The sequence below is a fragment of the Streptomyces sp. NPDC017448 genome, from assembly GCF_044330565.1.
Taxonomy (GTDB): domain Bacteria; phylum Actinomycetota; class Actinomycetes; order Streptomycetales; family Streptomycetaceae; genus Streptomyces.
On the sequence record NZ_JBIRLM010000002.1, the window covers coordinates 133,949 to 150,686 of the forward strand.

At 73.5% G+C, this 16,738-nt stretch carries 15 protein-coding genes; 6 read left to right on the forward strand and 9 right to left on the reverse strand.

The window, feature by feature from the left end; genetic code table 11:
* Nucleotides 1-11: 11 nt before the first annotated feature.
* The 3 genes from ACH4K1_RS05335 to ACH4K1_RS05345 form a co-directional block, all read right to left on the reverse strand.
* Complete coding sequence (locus tag ACH4K1_RS05335) at nt 12-1,163, reverse strand: right-handed parallel beta-helix repeat-containing protein (protein ID WP_398086876.1); 1,152 nt, start codon at nt 1,161-1,163, stop codon at nt 12-14.
* A gap of 75 nt (nt 1,164-1,238) precedes the next feature.
* Nucleotides 1,239-2,276, reverse strand: coding sequence for a glutathione S-transferase family protein (locus ACH4K1_RS05340; protein WP_398086878.1), 1,038 nt, complete (start codon nt 2,274-2,276; stop codon nt 1,239-1,241).
* Nucleotides 2,277-2,307: 31 nt separating this feature from the next.
* Nucleotides 2,308-3,807, reverse strand: a complete 1,500-nt coding sequence (locus ACH4K1_RS05345; protein WP_398086880.1) for an MFS transporter — start codon at nt 3,805-3,807, stop codon at nt 2,308-2,310.
* A gap of 129 nt (nt 3,808-3,936) precedes the next feature.
* On the opposite strand from ACH4K1_RS05345, the gene ACH4K1_RS05350 reads away from it, so the two are divergent.
* From ACH4K1_RS05350 to ACH4K1_RS05360, 3 genes are all read left to right on the forward strand, one after another.
* Entirely contained in the window at nt 3,937-4,332 is a 396-nt protein-coding gene (locus ACH4K1_RS05350; protein WP_398086881.1) for a VOC family protein, read from the forward strand.
* Nucleotides 4,333-4,509: 177 nt separating this feature from the next.
* Complete coding sequence (locus ACH4K1_RS05355; protein ID WP_398087431.1) at nt 4,510-5,589, forward strand: glycoside hydrolase family 5 protein; 1,080 nt, start codon at nt 4,510-4,512, stop codon at nt 5,587-5,589.
* Between the two features lie 194 nt (nt 5,590-5,783).
* On the forward strand, nt 5,784-8,201 hold the full coding sequence (locus tag ACH4K1_RS05360; protein ID WP_398086882.1) for an endonuclease/exonuclease/phosphatase family protein: 2,418 nt from the start codon (nt 5,784-5,786) through the stop codon (nt 8,199-8,201).
* 137 nt (nt 8,202-8,338) lie between these two features.
* On the opposite strand, the gene ACH4K1_RS05365 is transcribed toward ACH4K1_RS05360, so the two are convergent.
* Genes ACH4K1_RS05365 through ACH4K1_RS05375 form a run of 3 tightly spaced genes read right to left on the reverse strand, consistent with a single transcriptional unit; the run spans nt 8,339 to nt 10,740 of the window.
* Nucleotides 8,339-9,238 carry an alpha/beta fold hydrolase gene (locus tag ACH4K1_RS05365; protein WP_398086884.1) on the reverse strand — a complete coding sequence of 300 codons (900 nt, stop codon included), beginning with the start codon at nt 9,236-9,238 and terminating at the stop codon, nt 8,339-8,341.
* A gap of 27 nt (nt 9,239-9,265) precedes the next feature.
* Nucleotides 9,266-10,528 carry a beta-ketoacyl-[acyl-carrier-protein] synthase family protein gene (locus ACH4K1_RS05370; protein ID WP_398086886.1) on the reverse strand — a complete coding sequence of 421 codons (1,263 nt, stop codon included), beginning with the start codon at nt 10,526-10,528 and terminating at the stop codon, nt 9,266-9,268.
* A complete protein-coding gene (locus ACH4K1_RS05375) occupies nt 10,525-10,740 on the reverse strand; it encodes an acyl carrier protein (protein WP_398087432.1) in 216 nt (71 codons plus the stop codon). The genes ACH4K1_RS05370 and ACH4K1_RS05375 overlap by 4 nt, the downstream gene beginning before the upstream one ends.
* A gap of 334 nt (nt 10,741-11,074) precedes the next feature.
* Here ACH4K1_RS05375 and ACH4K1_RS05380 point away from each other — a divergent pair, with 334 nt between their 5' ends.
* Nucleotides 11,075-11,521, forward strand: coding sequence for a nitroreductase family deazaflavin-dependent oxidoreductase (locus ACH4K1_RS05380; RefSeq protein WP_398086888.1), 447 nt, complete (start codon nt 11,075-11,077; stop codon nt 11,519-11,521).
* Nucleotides 11,522-11,577: 56 nt separating this feature from the next.
* On the opposite strand, the gene ACH4K1_RS05385 is transcribed toward ACH4K1_RS05380, so the two are convergent.
* Nucleotides 11,578-12,243, reverse strand: a complete 666-nt coding sequence (locus ACH4K1_RS05385) for a TetR/AcrR family transcriptional regulator (RefSeq protein WP_398086889.1) — start codon at nt 12,241-12,243, stop codon at nt 11,578-11,580.
* Here ACH4K1_RS05385 and ACH4K1_RS05390 point away from each other — a divergent pair.
* Both ACH4K1_RS05390 and ACH4K1_RS05395 read left to right on the forward strand, forming a co-directional pair.
* Entirely contained in the window at nt 12,161-12,892 is a 732-nt protein-coding gene (locus ACH4K1_RS05390) for a nitroreductase family protein (RefSeq protein WP_398086891.1), read from the forward strand. The two genes, ACH4K1_RS05385 and ACH4K1_RS05390, sit on opposite strands and share 83 nt — an antisense overlap.
* 262 nt (nt 12,893-13,154) lie before the next feature.
* Nucleotides 13,155-14,708 (forward strand): peptidoglycan-binding protein, encoded by a 1,554-nt coding sequence (locus tag ACH4K1_RS05395; RefSeq protein ID WP_398086893.1) that lies wholly within the window; start codon nt 13,155-13,157, stop codon nt 14,706-14,708.
* Nucleotides 14,709-14,830: 122 nt separating this feature from the next.
* On the opposite strand, the gene ACH4K1_RS05400 is transcribed toward ACH4K1_RS05395, so the two are convergent.
* On the reverse strand, nt 14,831-15,502 hold the full coding sequence (locus ACH4K1_RS05400; protein WP_398086895.1) for a hypothetical protein: 672 nt from the start codon (nt 15,500-15,502) through the stop codon (nt 14,831-14,833).
* A 62-nt stretch (nt 15,503-15,564) separates the two neighbouring features.
* On the reverse strand, nt 15,565-16,707 hold the full coding sequence (locus ACH4K1_RS05405) for an XdhC family protein (RefSeq protein WP_398086897.1): 1,143 nt from the start codon (nt 16,705-16,707) through the stop codon (nt 15,565-15,567).
* Nucleotides 16,708-16,738: the final 31 nt, after the last annotated feature.

The following is a 16,738-nucleotide window of genomic DNA, read 5'->3' on the forward strand; positions in this document are numbered from 1 at the left end:
CCGGCGCCGGGCTACCTCATCTCCGCGCCGACGACCGGGGTACCGGTCACCAGGAAGCCCGTGGCGGGCAGGGAGCCGTCCGCGCGCCGGGGCCCGTACGCGGTGGCGGGGTCGGTGACGGCGGGGCGCACGTCCGGGCCGCCCGCGTCCCAGGTGTTGGCGGCCGAGACCACGCGCTTGCCGAGCTTCGCGGCTCCGGTGGCGTTGTCGAGCGCGAGGTTGCGGGAGAGCCGCGAGGGCGAGGAGGCGGCGTAGAAGCCGGAGGCGTCGTTGGCGTACGCGGTGTTGCGGTGCAACCGCAGCGGACCCGGGTTGCTGTTGTCCGTGAAGCCGTGCTTCTCGTTGCCCCAGGCGGCGTTCTGGGTGATGACGTGGCCGGCGCTCGCCCCGCCGCCGCCCAGCTTGAAGCCGTTGCCGTTGCCCTCGAAGGCCGGGTCCTTCCAGCGGTTCACGCCGTTCCCGTACGCCCAGCTGCGCTCGATGCGGATCGGGCTCGCCCACTGCCACAGGTCCACGCCGTCGTCGGCGTTGTGGAAGAGGCGTGCGCCGACGACCCGGTTGCCGGTGCCCGAGCCGAACTTGACGGCGAGCCCGTCGGCGTTCTGGCCGTGGTTCTCCGCGTCGTAGTTGCCGTAGGAGTCCAGGTTCTCGATGAGGTTGTCCGTGGTCCCCTCGCCGCGCAGGGTGAAGCCGGAGTTCCCGTTGCCGTGGGTGGTGAGGTTGCGGAAGATCCCGCCGGTGGACGAGGTGACGACGACGCCGTGGGCGCGGGAGTTGCGGAACGTCAGGTCCGACAGGGTCCAGTGGTCACCGCCTATCGCGACCAGCCACGCGTCCTCGGGGAGGCGGGAGCCGTCGACGACCGGCTTCTCCGTCCCGTACGCGGTGACGGTGATCCGGCTGCGTGCGGTGCCGTCGGCCTGGCTCTTGAGGCTCTTGGCCGGGTGGTACGTGCCGCCGCGCAGCTGGACGGTGGTGCCGGGTCCGGCGTCCGCGAACGCCTTCTCCAGTCCGGCGGTGGTGGAGACGACGACCGTTCCGGCGGCGCGGGCGTCGTCGGGGCCGCTGGTCAGCCAGACGCCTGCCGCGCCCGCTGCCACGGCGACGGCCGCGGTGGCCGAGAGCGTGCGGGTCCTGCGGTGTCGTCCTCTGCTGGTGCTCACGTGAGGTGGTTCCTTCGCTCGGCGGGGAGTCGTCCGGCCCGGTGCGGCCGGACGGCTCCTTGTCGCCGCCGAGGCTCAGAAGGTTGCCGCCGGGGACACTTCCTCCCCCGGCGGCACGGGGCCGGGCGGCGTGCCGTCGCCGAACGGGCGGCCGCCGAGCTGTTCGCGGTGGTGGGGGGTGGTCCAGCCGGAGAGGTCGGGGCCGAGGGGGACGATGCCGGTCGGGTTGATGCCGGTGTGCACCTGGTAGTAGTGCCGTTTGATGTGGTCGAAGTCGACCGTGTCGCCGAAGCCGGGCGTCTGGTAGAGGTCGCGGGCGTACGCCCACAGGACCGGGTCCTCGGTCAGCTTGTTCCGGTTGCACTTGAAGTGGCCGTGGTAGACGGGGTCGAAGCGCACCAGGGTGGTGAAGAGGCGGATGTCGGCCTCGGTGATGGTGTCGCCGACCAGGTAGCGGCGGTCGGCGAGGCGGGCGGAGACCTGGTCGAGGCGGGCGAAGAGGGCCTCGTACGCCTCGTCGTACTCCTGCTGCGAGCTGGCGAACCCGGTCTTGTAGACGCCGTTGTTGACGTCCCGGTAGATGCCGTCCATGACCTCGTCGATCTCCGCGCGCAGCGGTTCGGGGTAGAGGTCGGGGGCGCCGGGGCGGTGCAGGGCGGTCCACTCGGTGGCGAGGTCGAGGGTGAGCTGCTGGTAGTCGTTGGTCACCAGCTTCCCGCTGGGGACGTCCACGACGGCGGGCACGCTGACGCCGCCGGGATAGCCGTGCTCGCGGGCGTCGTACGCCTCGCTGAGGTGGTGGATGCCGAGCACCGGGTCCTTGCCGCCCGGGTCGAGGGTGAAGCGCCAGCTGCGGTCGTCCTGGATCGGGTCGGCGACGGCGAGCGAGAGGGCGTCCTCCAGGCCGAGGAGCCGCCGGGAGACCAGGGCGCGGCTCGCCCAGGGGCAGGCCCGGCTGACCACGAGCCGGTAGCGGTCGGCCTCGACGGGCCAGCCGTGGCGGCCGTCCGCGGTGATCCGGTCGGCGAAGTGGCTGCGGGACCGTGTGAACGGCTTGCGGCCGTAGGAGGCGTTGCCCTCGGTCCCGGCGCTGCCGGTCGTCGTGTCGCTCATGCCGTGCTCCTCGGCGCTGTCGTTCGTGTCCTCATGCCGTGCTCCTCGCTGTGTCGGTGGTGCGGTCCGCTGTGCGTCGTCTGCCCCGCCGGTCCGCGCCCACGTCGGCCAGGGCCACGATGAGCCCGGCCACCACGAAGGCGACGGAGACGATGAGCCCGTGGTCGTAGGCGTCGGCCCAGCCGTCGGGGCCGACCTGGGCGAAGAACACCGCGCCGACCGCGGCGATCCCGATCGCGGAGCCGACCCGCTGCCCCGTCTGGAGGGTGCCCCCGGCGCTGCCGGCCCGGTCCACCGGCACCTCCGCGAGGGTCAGGGTCTGGTTGGGGGCGATGACCAGGCCGCTGCCGAGGCCGGCGAGGAGCAGCGGAGCGGCCATGGCCCAGCCCCCTCCGGTGCCGGGGACCAGGTGGACGGCGAGCGCGGTGCCGCCGAGGCCGAGGGCGACCATGGCCAGCCCCGCCACCACCAGGGGGCGGCCGAAGCGGCCGACGAGCCGGCCGCCGAGGGACGCGGCGGCGCCGGAGCCGAGGGCGAAGGGGGTGATGGCGAGCCCGGCCTGGAGCGCGGAGTAGCCCAGACCCGACTGGAGGTAGAGGGTCGTGATGAAGAAGATGGAGGTGAATCCGGCGAAGTAGAGCAGGATCAGCAGGCAGCCCAGCCAGTAGGAGCGCAGCCGGAACAGGGACAGGTCCAGGACCGGGTGGACGCGTCCGCCCGTGCACCGCGCCTCCCAGGCCACGAACGCGCCGAGCAGGGCGGCGGCCAGGACCAGCAGGAGCCACTTGCCGTTGCCGGGCCACTGCTGGGCCTGGACGAACGGCAGCAGCAGCGCCAGCACCCCGGTCCCGAGGAGGAGGACGCCCACCGGGTCCAGGTCGCGCGGCCGCACCCGGCCGGCCGACGGGGTATCGGGGAGCAGCCGGTGGGCGAGCAGCAGGCAGAGGGCGCCGAGCGGGAGGTTGACGTAGAAGACCCAGCGCCAGCCGTGGTCGGGTCCGGCGGCCTGGATGAGGAGTCCGCCCAGCAGCGGGCCCACGGCGGTGGAGATGCCGACGACGGTGCCGAACATGCCGAAGGCCCGGCCGCGCTCGCGCCCGGAGAACATCTGCTGGATCAGGGCGGAGATCTGCGGGGAGATCAGGCCGCCCGCGATGCCCTGGACGAGGCGGGCGATCACCAGCCACAGGCTGGACTGGGCGGCTCCGCAGGCGGCGGAGGCCAGGGTGAACAGGGCGAGCCCGGCCATGAAGACCGCCCGGCGGCCCCGTGCGTCGCCGAGGCGTCCGGCGGGGATGAGGAAGAGGCCGAAGGCGAGGGCGTAGCCGGAGAGCACCCATTGGAGGTCGGACTCGGGGGTGTGCAGCCCCGTTTTGATGGAGGGGAGGGCCACATTGACGATGGAGACGTCGAGCAGGGTCATGAACCCCGCCACCAGGCAGACGGCCAGCGCCCGCCACCTCCGGGGGTCGGGGCCGTCCGGGGCGGCGTCGCCCCCGGTCGGCCCGGTGTGCGCCGCGCTCCGTGCCATGGTTCGCACCTTAGGTCGGGTGGAGTGTTTCCTCATCCGGGACGCGGCCGCGCCGGTGGCCCGGGTTCCGGTTTCCCGGCCCCGGCCCGGTACGGCGTGCGCGCTCCCGGTGGGGGTAGGGGTTCCCGCATGACTGTGGAGAAAACGAGCGTCCTCGTCCTTGACTGTGCCGAGCCCGTGGAGCTGGCCGAGTTCTACGCCGGTCTCCTCGGCGCGGAGACCCGGATCGGCAGCGACCCCGATTTCGTCGAGGTCGTCGGCAACGACGGCGTCCGGCTGGCGATCCGCCGCGATCACGGCTACGCCCCGCCGAGCTGGCCCCGCCCGGAGGACTCGCAGCAGGCGCATCTGCGGATCCTGGTGGCCCGGGAGGACATCGACGAGGCGGAGCGGGAGGCGATATCCCTGGGGGCCCGGCCCGTCGACACCGGTGACGCCAACAGCGGGCCCCGGGACGTGCGGACGTACGCGGACCCGGCGGGGCACTCGTTCACCCTGGCGGTCTATCCGCTGCCGGAGGGCTGAGCGGAACCGCCGGGCCTTCGGGAGGAGCGCGTGGCGGAAGGGCCCCAACGGGCCCTTCCGCCACGCGCGTTAATAGACAGGAAAGTTTCCCAACACCGTTGACGGCAATTGGAAGGAACCCTTACTTTCGTTGCTGCCGACATGGCGTCTCCCACCCCCTCCGAAGGGAGCACCACCATGCACCAGCGCACCACTCCCCCCACCGGCTCCGCCTCCACGCCCGGCCGTCGCCGTCTGGCGCGCAAGGCCCTGATCGCCGCGTCCACGCTCGGCGTCGTCACCGCGCTCATGGCTCCCGTCCGGGCGGGCGCCGCCCCGGCCCCGGCGGCTCCCACCGCCGCCACCCCGCTCGCCGCCAACGGCCAGCTCTCCGTCTGCGGCCGCCAGCTCTGCAACGCCTCCGGCGAGGCCGTGGCCTTGAACGGGATGAGCACGCACGGCACCCAGTGGTACGCCCAGTGCGTCACCGGCGGTTCGCTCGACGCCCTCGCCAAGGACTGGCGCGCCGACGTGCTGCGCGTCTCCACCTACGTACAGGAGGACGGGTACGAGACCGACCCGGCCGGATTCACCGCCCGCGCGCAGAAGTTCGTCGACGCGGCGCACGCGCGCGGCATGTACGCGGTGATCGACTGGCACATGCTCGACCCGGGCGACCCGAACGCGAACCTCTCGCGGGCGAAGACCTTCTTCACCGCGATGGCGAAGAAGTACAAGAACCATCCGGGCGTGCTCTACGAGATCGCCAACGAGCCCTCGGGGGTGAGCTGGTCGGCCGTCAAGTCGTACGCCGAGAAGATCATCCCGGTGATCCGCGCCCAGGACCCCGACGGGGTCGTGCTGGTGGGGACGCGCGCCTGGTCCTCGTTCGGGGTGTCCGAGGGCGCGAACGAGTCGGAGGTCGTGAACAACCCCGTCCGCGCCTCGAACATCATGTACACCTTCCACTTCTACGCGGCCTCGCACCGCGACGAGTACCTGAAGACGCTCGACCGGGCGTCCGACAAGCTCCCCGTGTTCGTCACCGAGTTCGGCACCCAGAACTACGCGGGCGAGGGGGCCAACGACTTCACCATGTCGCAGCGCTACCTCGACCTGATGAAGCGCAAGAAGATCTCCTGGACCAACTGGAACTACTCCGACGACCACCGCTCGGGGGCCGTCTTCAAGACCGGCACCTGTAACGGCTCCACCTGGACGGGCACCGGGGTCCTCAAGGAGGCCGGGGTCTGGATCCGCGAGCGCATCCGCCAGTGACCCGGTCGCGGTGGGCCCCGGCGGGGCCGGAAGCCGCGTGACGCGCCCGGCGCGCGCCCCTCCCGCGGGGCCGCGCCGGGCGCGTTGCCGTGGAGCTCACCCCGAGTGCGCCCGGAATTAACCTTCCACGCCTTGTCATACCCTGTTCTACGCGCATAGTTTTTGCCCCTACTACTCAGTTGGGGGCACCTCCCGTGCAGATATACAGATCCGGTTCCGTCCTGCTGACCGGAGCCGTCGCCGCCGCGCTCGCGGTGACCGCCCTGCCCGCCGCCCACGCGGCCCCGTCGGCCACCGCCGTCATCTCCGAGGTGTACGGCGGCGGGGGCAACTCCGGCGCGACGCTCACCCGGGACTTCGTCGAGCTGGCCAACGCCGGCTCCGCCCCGTACGAGGTCGACGGAGTCAGCGTCCAGTACCTGCCGGGCAGCCCCTCGGCCGGATCGCAGTGGCAGGTCTCCGCCCTGACCGGTTCGATCGCCCCCGGCGGCCGCTACCTGGTCGCCCAGGCGGCGGGCACCGGCGGCACGGTCGCCCTGCCCACTGCGGACGCCACCGGTACCGTCGCCATGGCGGCGGGCAGCGGCACCGTCGCCCTGGTCTCCGGAACCACCCCGCTCACCTGCAAGACGGCGGCGGAGTGCGCGGCCGACACCCGGATCGTGGACCTGGTCGGCTACGGCTCCGCCGTCGTCCGGGAGGGCGGTCCGGTGCCCGGCGCCTCGGCCACCGCCTCCGTCGCGCGCGCCGCCTCGCTCGCCGACACCGACGACAACGCCGCCGACCTCGTCTCCGGTGCGCCCACCCCGGTCAACACCAAGGGCGAGACCTCCGGCGGCGGACAGCCGCCGCAGGAGCCCGGCCCCACCGAGCCCGGCGACGTCCGCGTCCACGACATCCAGGGCGCCACCAGGGTCTCCCCGCTCGCCGGCACGGCGGTGACCGGCGTCCCGGGCGTCGTCACCGGCGTACGGACCGGCGGATCGCGCGGCTTCTGGATCCAGGACACCGCGCCGGACGAGGACCCGCGTACGGGCGAGGGCCTGTTCGTCTACACCGGCTCCGCCGCGCCGACCGTGAAGACCGGGGACTCCGTCCTGGTCAGCGGCAAGGTCGCGGAGTACTACCCGGGCACCGGCACCCAGTCGCTCACCCAGATCACCTCGCCCCGCACCACCGTGCTCTCCTCCAGCAACGCGCTGCCCGACGCGGTCGTCCTCGACGCCTCCTCGGTGCCCGGCCGTTACGCGCCCTCGGCGGACGGCGGATCGATCGACGCGCTGCCCCTGGAGCCGGCCCGGTACGCACTGGACCTCTACGAGGCGCTGGAGGGCTCCCGGGTCGCCTTCGCCGACACCCGCGTGACCGGGGCGACGACCGCGTACGACGAGATCTGGGTGACGGTCAAGCCGCAGGAGAACCCGACCCGGCGCGGCGGCACGCTCTACGCCTCCTACGAGGACCAGAACACCGGCCGCCTCAAGGTGCTGTCGCTGGACCCGGCGCGGCCGATCCCGACGGCGAACGTCGGGGACGTGCTGGAGGGCCGCACCACCGGCGTCCTCGACTACGCGAGCTACGGCGGCTACAACGTCCAGGCCACCGAGCTCGGCACGCTCGTCGACAAGAAGCTGCGGCGGGAGGTGACCCGCAAGCAGAAGAAGAACGAGCTGGCGGTCGCCACGTACAACGTGGAGAACCTCGACGCGCGCGACGACCAGACCAAGTTCGACACCCTGGCCGAGGGCGTCGCGGTCAACCTGTCCTCCCCCGACATCGTCTCGCTGGAGGAGATCCAGGACGACAACGGCGCGGTGAACGACGGCACGACGGGCTCCGAGGCGACGCTGAAGCGGTTCACGGACGCGATCGTCGCCCAGGGCGGCCCGCGCTACGCCTGGCGGTACATCGCCCCCGAGAACAACAAGGACGGCGGCGAGCCCGGCGGCAACATCCGCAACGTCTTCCTCTACAACCCCGCGCGGGTCTCCTTCACCGACCGGCCGGGCGGCGACGCCACCACCCCGGTGCAGGCCGTCGACGGCTGGAAGGGCGTCCGGCTCTCCGCCTCCCCGGGCCGGATCAACCCGGCGAGCCCGGCGTGGGCGAACAGCCGCAAGCCGCTGGTGGGCGAGTTCGTCTTCCGGGGCAAGCCGGTCTTCGTCATCGGCAACCACTTCGCGTCCAAGGGCGGCGACCAGCCGCTGCACGGCCGCTTCCAGGAGCCGACGCGCTCCTCGGAGACGCAGCGGGTCCAGCAGGCCGCCGAGGTCAACACGTTCGTCGCCTCGCTGCTGAAGGCGGACAGGTCGGCGCAGGTCGTGGCGCTCGGCGACTTCAACGACTTCGAGTTCTCCCCGACGATGAAGGCGCTGACGAAGGACCGGGCGCTCAAGCCGCTGATCACGACGCTGCCCGAGGACGAGCGGTACAGCTACGTCTTCGACGGCAACTCGCAGACGCTGGACCACATCCTGACGAGCCCCGGCGTCCGCCGTCCCGACTACGACGTGGTGCACATCAACGCCGAGTTCGCCGACCAGGCGAGCGACCACGACCCGCAGGTGGTCCGGATCAAGATCGGTGGCAACCCCTGGCCCTGGTCCTGGTAGAGCACGGTGCCCGGGCGGGGCGGACGGTTCTCCGGCCCACCCTGCCCGGCCCGCCCTCGGGCCGTCCCGACCCGCCCCGCCCGGCCCGTCCTCGGGCCGGGCGGGACCGTCTCGGGTCCGGGCCCGGCCCGGGCGCCTCAGGCCCGCCCCACCCGGGCGCCCGCCTGGCGCGGCAGCGTGACCGCTCCGGCCGCCGGCCGCCGCCCGGTGAAGAACCCGGCGACCAGCGTGGCCACCTCCTCGGCCCGCTCCAGGACCACCCAGTGGTCGGACTCCTCGATCGTGTGGAACCGGCTGCCCTCGATGGTCGCGGCGAACTCCCGCTGCCGGGCGGGCGAGGTCACCGTGTCGTGCTCCCCGGCGAAGACCAGCGCCGGTACGCCGGTGAGCCCGCCGGAGAAGTCGGGCCGGTCGGCCAGCGCCCGGTAGAGGGAGTCCGCCGCGTGCGGCGAGTGGGTGAGCGCGTGCAGGAAGGAGCGCCGCACATAGCGGCGCGCCAACTCCCTTCTATGCACGGGGCGTTCGGGGTCCAGGCACATCAGCGCGTCGGCTGCCGTCGCGGCGAACCCCTCCCGGTCCCCGGCGGCGAGCTGTCGCCGGGCACGCTCCCAGCGGTCGACCTGGGCGGCGTCGATGTGGACCGGTACGCCGCCGAGCGCCAGACGCGCGACCCGCTCGGGGTGGTGGCGGGCGAACCCGAAGGCGATGGCGGTGCCGTAGGAGAAGCCGAACACGTTGAGCCGCCGGGCTCCGACGTCGTCCGCGACGGCGAGCACCGCGCGGCGCAGCAGGCCGCCGCTGGGCCCGGGCGGCAGCGGGTCGGCGCTACCCATGCCGGGCAGGTCGGCGGTGACCACGTCGGCGGCGTCGCCGAGGTGGTCGTCCATCTGGGGCCAGCCGAACATGCCCTGGAGCGCGCCGCCGAGAATGAGCGTCGGTTCCGTGGCGGGGACGCCGCCGGGGCGGGAGTGCGGCAGGAGGCGGTAGCTGAAGCGCACTCCGTCGACCGACAGGGGCCGGATGATCTCCTCGGGCATGGGTGGGCCGCGTTCCCTTCTGCTCCGTCAGGCTCGGGTGAGGACGAGCGCCGCGTTGTGGCCGCCGAAGCCGAGCGAGGTCTTGACGGCGCAGTCGAAGGAGGCGCCGCGGGCCTCCTTGGCGACGACCTCGATCGGGATCTCCGCGTCGGGCGCGTCCAGGTTGACGGTGGGCGGGACCAGTTGGTGCTGGAGGGCGAGCACGGTGAGCGCGGTCTCGATGCCGCCCGCCGCGCCGAGGGTGTGGCCGGTCATGGCCTTGGTGGAGGTCACCAGGGGGCCCTCGCCCAGGACCCGGCGCAGCATCGTCGCCTCGATCAGGTCGTTGGAGAGCGTCGAGGTGCCGTGGGCGTTGACGTGTCCGACGTCGGCCGGGGAGAGGCCGGCGTCCGCGAGGGCGGTGCGCAGGGCCCGTTCGATGCCGAGGCCGTCCGGGTCGGGGGCGACGGCGGAGAGCGCGTCATTGGTGGCCCCGTAACCGCTGACGTGGGCGCGGACGGCGGCCCCCCGGGCGCGGGCGTGGTCCGGGTCTTCCAGGACGAGGAGCCCGGCGCCCTCCCCGACGACGAAGCCGTCGCGGTGGGTGTCGAAGGGGCGGCAGGCGGCGGCGGGGTCCTCGCGACGGGTGGAGACGGCCTTGAGGCTGCACGCGCTGGCGATGAGGAGCCGGGTGCAGGTGGATTCGGCGCCACCGGCGATGACGATGTCGCAGGCCCCGGAGCGGAGCATCTGGTGGGCGGTGCCGATGGCGACGGTGCCGGAGGAGCAGGCGGTGGAGACGGCCTGGCTGGGCCCGTGGACGCCGAGGTCCAGACTGACGCTGCTGGCCGCGCCGTTGACGACGGTGAGCGGCGCGAGTTTCGGGGAGACCCGCCGGGGGCCCCGGGCCGCGAGGGCGGCCTGCTGCTCGTCGTAGAAGGGGAGCCCGCCGTGGGCGGAGCCGATGACGACGCCGACCCGACCGCTGTCCCAGACGGACGGGTCGAGACCGGCGTCCGCGACGGCTTCGCGGGCGGCGATGACGGCGAGCTGGGCGAAGCGGTCCATCAGCCGCTGGGCGGCCACCCCGAGGACCGCCCCCGGGTCGCAGTCGGTGACGGAGTAGAAGAAGTCGCAGGGCAGGTCGGCCAGTTCGGGCCGGGGCCCGGCGGAGGGCGCGAGGTGCTCGGTGACGCCGTGCCAGGCGGCGGCCGCTCCCGTGCCGGCCGCGGTGACCAGGCCGACGCCGGTGACGGCGGCGGCGTACGGGGCGGGCGGGCGCCGGCGGTAGGGCCCGGCGGTCGCGCTCATGCGGAGACCTTCCCGTGGACGGCCTCGACCAGGCGGCCGACGGTGTCGCGCGAAGTGAGCGCGACGTCCTCCAGGTCCACGTCCAGCCGGTCCTCGATGTGCAGCCGCAGCTCCTCCAGCGCGAGGGAGTCCAGCCGCAGTCGGCGCAGCGGGGCCTCGGGGCGGACGGCGTCGGGGTCGGTTCCGAACTTCGTCACCAGCAGCGTGCGGATCTCCGTCCACGTACCGGCCTCCGCGAACGTTCCGGTCTCCGCGGTCCCGTCGGCCACTTCCGACGTGCTGATCTCTTCCGACGTGCTCATTCGGCTCTCCTGGGCTCGGTGACGCGGTGACGCCTGCCGCGTGGTGAGGGGAGTGGGGGAGGGGCCATCGGGGGACGCCGGCTGCTCCGGAGGACATCTTTATACGCCTTCGCGGGCGGGTTCCCGGCCCCCGTTCCCCCGTGCGACGGGAGTGCTGCGCAGGTGTACGAATTCGGGACGCGGCAGCGGGGGTGCCAGGATGGGGCCCAGCCCGTACCGGACGGCACGACCGAAGGAGACGCCCATGACGGCCGAGCAGGACGGCACCGCCGAGGTCACCCCCAGCCCCGCCGCGTGGGTCGCCCGGCAGGCGGAGCTGTACGAGTCCTCCGGCGGCACACGGGGCACCACCCAGCTCGGCGTCCCCTGCCTGCTGATGGATTACGTGGGGCGGCGCAGCGGCACGGTACGGCGCACGGTGCTGATGTACGGGCGGGACGGCGAGGACTACCTGATCGTGGCGTCCAACGGCGGCTCCGACCGGCCTCCGCTGTGGTACCTGAACCTCCAGGCGAACCCGGAGGTCGAACTCCGGGTGGGGACCGAGCGGTTCGGGGCCGTGGCGGCGACACTTCCCGCCGAGGAGAAGGCGCGGGTCTGGCCGGGGCTGGTGGAGCTGTTCCCGCGCTACGGGGAGTACCAGGCGGGCACCGAACGGGAGATCCCGGTCGTCCGGCTGACGCGGCGCTGAGCCGTGGGGGCCGGGGGCGTCCGGCACTTCCGCGTCGCCCGCCCGCGCGGAACTGTTCAAAGGCCCCCTCGGCCTCGGCGTCGGCGGGCAGCTCGGCGACGGCCGCGCGGTACTCCCGGTACACGGCCGAGACGTCCATCCCGGAGGCGGCCCCCTGCCGTCGGGCGGCCCACAGGTCGATGAGGATACGGGCGAGTTCGGGCTCGGCCGCGACCATGTCGAGCACCGACCGCTCCAGTCCGTCTCCCGGGCCGGTGCGGGCCTGCCGGCTCACCGTCCGTGAGCGGGGCTCTGTACTCCTCGAAGGCGGCTGTGGGCAAGGCGTCCCGGCTGTCGGAGTGGAGATAGACGCTGCCCTTGGCGACCCCCGCTTCCGCGGCGATGTCGTCCACCCGGGTCGCGGCGAACCCCGGCCGGGCGAACACCCGCACCGCGGCCTTCAGGATCAGCTCCCGGCGCACCGCCGGGTCGGCTCTTCCGGCCACGTCATGGTCCCCCTGCCGCATGACTGACCGGTCAGCCATGGCAGGGCACGGTGTGACGCCGACTGCCGCCTCCGCTGCGGGAACCGGGGCGGACCGCACCTTCGCACGCGGGCGGGGAGACAGCGGAGGAGGTACCTGCCTAAACTCCGCGATCATGACTATGGAAACGGTTCTGCCCGACCCGTCCGCCCTCGGCGGCCCCGCCCTCTTCGACACCATGTCCACGATGCGCGCCATGCGCCGCCTCAAGCCGGATCCGGTGCCGGAGGAGACGGTCGAGCAGCTGATACAGGCGGCCGTCTGGGGGCCCAGCGGCGGCAACATGCAGCGCTACGAGTACGTGGTGGTGACCGACCGCCAGGTGATGGCGCGGCTCGCCCCGCTGTGGAAGCGGTGCGTCGACGCGTACCTGGCGACGACCGGAAAGCACGCGCCCCAGGGCATGGCCGATGCGGCGTACGGCCGGATGGTCGCGGCGATCGAGCACCAGCGCGACCACTTCGCCGACACGCCGGTGCTGATCATCCCGTGCTACCGGTTCCCGGAACCGCGCCTGGACGAGGAGGGCCTCGCCGCCTCGGCGCGCGCGCTCGGCCCCGACGGCACGCGGCACATGGCGGAGACGCAGACGCGCTTCCAGGCGCTGGCGGAGGGCTCCTGCGTCTACCCGGGCGTCCAGAACCTGCTGCTCGCGGCCCGGGGGCTCGGGCTCGCGGCGAACATCACCATCTGGCACCTGATGCTGGAGCAGGAGTGGAAGCGGGAGCTGGGCATTCCGGAGGAGATGAACACCTTCGCGGCCGTCCCGGTGGGGTGGCCCGCGGGCAACTTCGGACCCGTCCGGCGGCGCCCGGTGGCGGACGTCGTCCACCGCGACCGCTGGTAGCCTCCGGCCTCGCGTCAACCGCGGCCCCCTCCCCTGTCGGGTGACGCTCGACGTCACCCGACAGGCTCAGCGCTTCCGTCAACTCCCCACGTTTTGCAGGATGTTGCCACCCTCAACCCCCTAGTCACTCATTGTCATGCCCTGCTCATATCGATAGCCTGGCCGCGTTCGTCGACCCTCCGGACCCGTCTCGGGTCCGGAGGCTTTTCTCTTCGCGCGCCACCCTTCCCCCCCCCCACTTCCCCACCGAGCAGGAGCCCTCATGCCCCAACGCACCGCCGCCCGCGCCCGGGCCCGCGCCTGCGCCGTGGCGGCCCTCACCGCCGCCGCGCTCCTCGCCACCGGACACCCCGCGACCGCCGCCCCGCACGCGGACACGGCCGGCCCGCTGAACCGCGCCTTCGCCGAGGCGGCCCGGGAGTACGGCGTACCGCGCGACCTGCTGGCCGCCGTCGGCTACGGCGAGTCCCGCCTCGACGGCCACGCGGGCACACCCAGCCAGGCCAACGGCTACGGCGTGATGCACCTGGCGAGCAACCCGGCCAACCACTCCCTGGAGAAGGCCGCCGAGCTGACCGGCGCGAGCACGGCGAAGCTGCGCCGGGACACCGCGGCCAACATCCTCGGCGGCGCGGCCGTCCTGCGCGACCACGCCGACGCGCTGGGCCTGGACGCCGCCGAGCGCCGGGACGTGGACGCCTGGTATCCGGTGGTGGCCCGCTACAGCGCCGCCGGGGCGACGGCCGCCGCCCTCTACGCGGACGCCGTGTACACGTTCCTCGCCCAGGGCGTGTCCGCGACGGTCTCCGGCGGCGAGGAGGTGCTCGTGCCGTCCCGTCCCGTCGATCCGGACAAGGGCGTCACGGCCGCCTCCGACGTGGCCCCCCTGAGCACGGACTACCCCTCGGCGCTCTGGGTGCCCGCCTACTCCGGGAACTACGTCGTCGGCCGCAAGGCCGCCGTCGACAAGGTGGTCGTCCACACCACCCAGGGGTCGTACGCCGGTTCCATCAGCTGGTACCAGAACCCGGCCTCCCAGGTCAGCGCGCACTACACGATCCGCTCGTCGGACGGCGAAGTGACCCAGTCCGTCCGGGAGAAGGACACCGCCTGGCACGCCGGCTCCACCAACTCCTCGTCGGTGGGGATCGAGCACGAGGGCTACGTCGACAACCCGGCCTGGTACACGGAGGCGATGTACCGCTCCTCCGCCGCCCTCACCAAGCACCTCGCGGCGCGCTACAACATCCCGAAGAACCGGTCGCACATCATCGGGCACAGCGAGGCGCCCGGCGCCACCCACACGGATCCCGGCCCCAACTGGGACTGGAACCACTACATGGAGCTGATCGGCGGCGACCCGGCCCCCGGCGGCGACGGCCTGACCTTCTCCTCGTACACCACGCAGAAGGCCGGCTCCACCGGCCCGCAGGTCAAGGCGGTGCAGACGCTGCTCAACACCCAGGGGTACGAGGCGGGCGCGGTGGACGGCAGCTTCGGACCGACCACCACCAGCGCGGTGCAGGCCTTCCAGCGGGCCCGTTCGCTGGTGGCCGACGGCACGGTCGGCCCGAAGACCTGGACGGCCCTGCTGTCCGCCGGGACGACCCCGGCGCTGGCGAAGGGCGCGTCGGGCGACGCGGTGAAGCGGCTCCAGCGGGCGCTGACGGCGGCGCTCGGCACCACGGTGAACGCGGACGGCGCCTTCGGCCCGGCCACGGAGACGGCGGTGCGCAGCTACCAGACCGGCCGCAACCTCACCGTCGACGGCAAGGTGGGCCCGGCCACCTGGGGGGCGTTGCAGAGCGGGAAGTGAGCACGGCCCGGGCGGCCCCACCCCACCGGCGCGGAGGGGCCGACCGGGGCCTCCCCCGGCGTCCCGGGGCCTCCCCCGGCGTCCCGGGGCCTCGGCCGGCGTCCCGGGGGCGGCCGGGAACATCACTCCCCCGCGACGGCCGGGTAGCCGATCTCCTCGACGTCCTCGGCCAGTTCGGCCAGGACCCGGTCGGGGTTGAGTGCGGCGACCACCGCGTCGGTGAGCGGCCTGAGCGCGTACACGTGCCGTACGGCTTCGAGGTCGACGGAGACCTCGAAGTAGTCCTCGGCCCACTCCTGGTAGGACTCGGGGGTTCCGGTGACGAGGAGGTGGAAGAGCCAGTTCGCTCCGTCGGAGTCCTCCCCCTCCTCCGGGAACTCGACGGGCCCCGTCCGCCAGCGGTCGTCTCCGCTCTCGCGCCAGAGGCAGGCGGTGACGACGGGCAGGCCGGACTCGTCGCAGAACGAGGGCTCGTCCACGTAGCGGCGGAAGACGGCGGGCACCTCGTCGAGCACGCCGGGCCAGGGCGCGTCGTCCACGTACGGGCTCATCGGGGCCTCGTGGTCGAAGCCGCGCGCGTAGGCGCCGGCGGCGGAGAAGACCACCGAGTACTCCCCGCCCGACCCGTCCCGCATCGAGGCCGTCGCCTCGGTCGGCGACCACCGCGCGTCGAAGCCGTGCCAGCGGTGGTCCCACTCGGCGCACAGGATCGCGTCGAGCATCGCCAGGGATCGGCAGCGGTCGGAGAGGGTGGATATGTCCGGCAGCCTGCGGGCCACGTCGTGAACGCTCATACGCTCATCCAACCGCACCGGCCGACGCGCCCCGTACCTGGTCCCGCGCCCGGAAGGGACGTTCAGGCCACCGGCGCGAGGGGCGGGCCACCGGTGTCGTGGTGGATGGGGGTGCGGGCCCCGGTGAGCGGTGCGCCGCTGCCGCCGCGCCGGACCGCGACGATCTCGGCGGCGATGGACAGGGCCGTCTCCTCCGGCGTACGGGCGCCGAGGTCGAGGCCGATCGGCGAGTGGAGCCGGGCCAGTTCGCGGTCGGTGAGCCCGACCTCGCGCAACCGGTCCTCGCGCTCCAGATGGGTGCGGCGCGAGCCCATCGCGCCGACGTAGGCGACCGGCAGGCGCAGGGCGGCCTCCAGGAGGGGCACGTCGAACTTGGCGTCGTGGGTGAGGACGCAGAGCACCGTACGGGCGTCGGTGGCCGTCCCGGCGAGGTAGCGGTGGGGCCAGTCGACGACGACCTCGTCGGCCTCGGGGAAGCGGGCTGCGGTGGCGAAGACCGGGCGGGCGTCGCAGACGGTGACCCGGTAGCCGAGGAACTTCCCGGCCCGGACGAGGGCGGAGGCGAAGTCGATGGCGCCGAAGACGATCATGCGGGGCGGCGGGACGCTGGACTCGACCAGCAGTTCGACGGGCCGGCCGCACCGGGAGCCCTCCGCGCCGATGGCGAGCGGTCCGGTGCGCCCGGCGTCGAGCAGGGCGCGGGTCTCGGCGGCGGCGGTGCGGTCGAGCGCCGGGTGGCCGCCGAACCCGCCCTCGTGGCTCCCGTCGGAGCGGACCAGGAGCGGGCGGCCGAGCAGTTCGGCGGGCCCGTCCGTGATCCGTGCGAGCGCCGCCGCCGCCCCCTCGGCGGCGGCCGCGAGGGCGGCGGCGAACACCGGGCGGGCGGGGTCGTCCACCCGCAGCGGTGTCACCAGGATGTCGATGACGCCGCCGCAGGTCAGGCCGATCGCGAAGGCGTCCTCGTCGCTGTAGCCGAACCGTTCGCGGACGGACCGCCCGTCCTCCAGGGCCTGGCGGCACAGCTCGTACACCGCCCCCTCCACGCAGCCGCCGGAGACCGAGCCGACGGCCGTGCCGTCGCGGTCGACGGCGAGCGCGGCGCCGGGCTGCCGGGGCGCGCTGCCGCCGACCGCCACCACGGTGGCGACGGCGAACTCCCGTCCCTGCGAGACCCACCGGTGCAGCTCTTCGGCGATGTCCAGCATGCGTGTCTCCTCGGAGGGTGAAGGGGGCGGG

What these genes read in the sequence shown, in the direction of transcription:
- ACH4K1_RS05340 (WP_398086878.1), bottom strand. Translation starts at nt 2,276, where the DNA reads ATGAGCGACACGACGACCGGCAGCGCCGGGACCGAGGGCAACGCCTCC.
- ACH4K1_RS05345 (WP_398086880.1), bottom strand. Translation starts at nt 3,807, where the DNA reads ATGGCACGGAGCGCGGCGCACACCGGGCCGACCGGGGGCGACGCCGCC.
- ACH4K1_RS05350 (WP_398086881.1), top strand. Translation starts at nt 3,937, where the DNA reads ATGACTGTGGAGAAAACGAGCGTCCTCGTCCTTGACTGTGCCGAGCCC.
- ACH4K1_RS05355 (WP_398087431.1), top strand. Translation starts at nt 4,510, where the DNA reads ATGCACCAGCGCACCACTCCCCCCACCGGCTCCGCCTCCACGCCCGGC.
- ACH4K1_RS05365 (WP_398086884.1), bottom strand. Translation starts at nt 9,238, where the DNA reads ATGCCCGAGGAGATCATCCGGCCCCTGTCGGTCGACGGAGTGCGCTTC.
- ACH4K1_RS05370 (WP_398086886.1), bottom strand. Translation starts at nt 10,528, where the DNA reads ATGAGCGCGACCGCCGGGCCCTACCGCCGGCGCCCGCCCGCCCCGTAC.
- ACH4K1_RS05380 (WP_398086888.1), top strand. Translation starts at nt 11,075, where the DNA reads ATGACGGCCGAGCAGGACGGCACCGCCGAGGTCACCCCCAGCCCCGCC.
- ACH4K1_RS05390 (WP_398086891.1), top strand. Translation starts at nt 12,161, where the DNA reads ATGACTATGGAAACGGTTCTGCCCGACCCGTCCGCCCTCGGCGGCCCC.
- ACH4K1_RS05385 (WP_398086889.1), bottom strand. Translation starts at nt 12,243, where the DNA reads ATGGCGCGCATCGTGGACATGGTGTCGAAGAGGGCGGGGCCGCCGAGG.
- ACH4K1_RS05395 (WP_398086893.1), top strand. Translation starts at nt 13,155, where the DNA reads ATGCCCCAACGCACCGCCGCCCGCGCCCGGGCCCGCGCCTGCGCCGTG.
- ACH4K1_RS05400 (WP_398086895.1), bottom strand. Translation starts at nt 15,502, where the DNA reads ATGAGCGTTCACGACGTGGCCCGCAGGCTGCCGGACATATCCACCCTC.
- ACH4K1_RS05405 (WP_398086897.1), bottom strand. Translation starts at nt 16,707, where the DNA reads ATGCTGGACATCGCCGAAGAGCTGCACCGGTGGGTCTCGCAGGGACGG.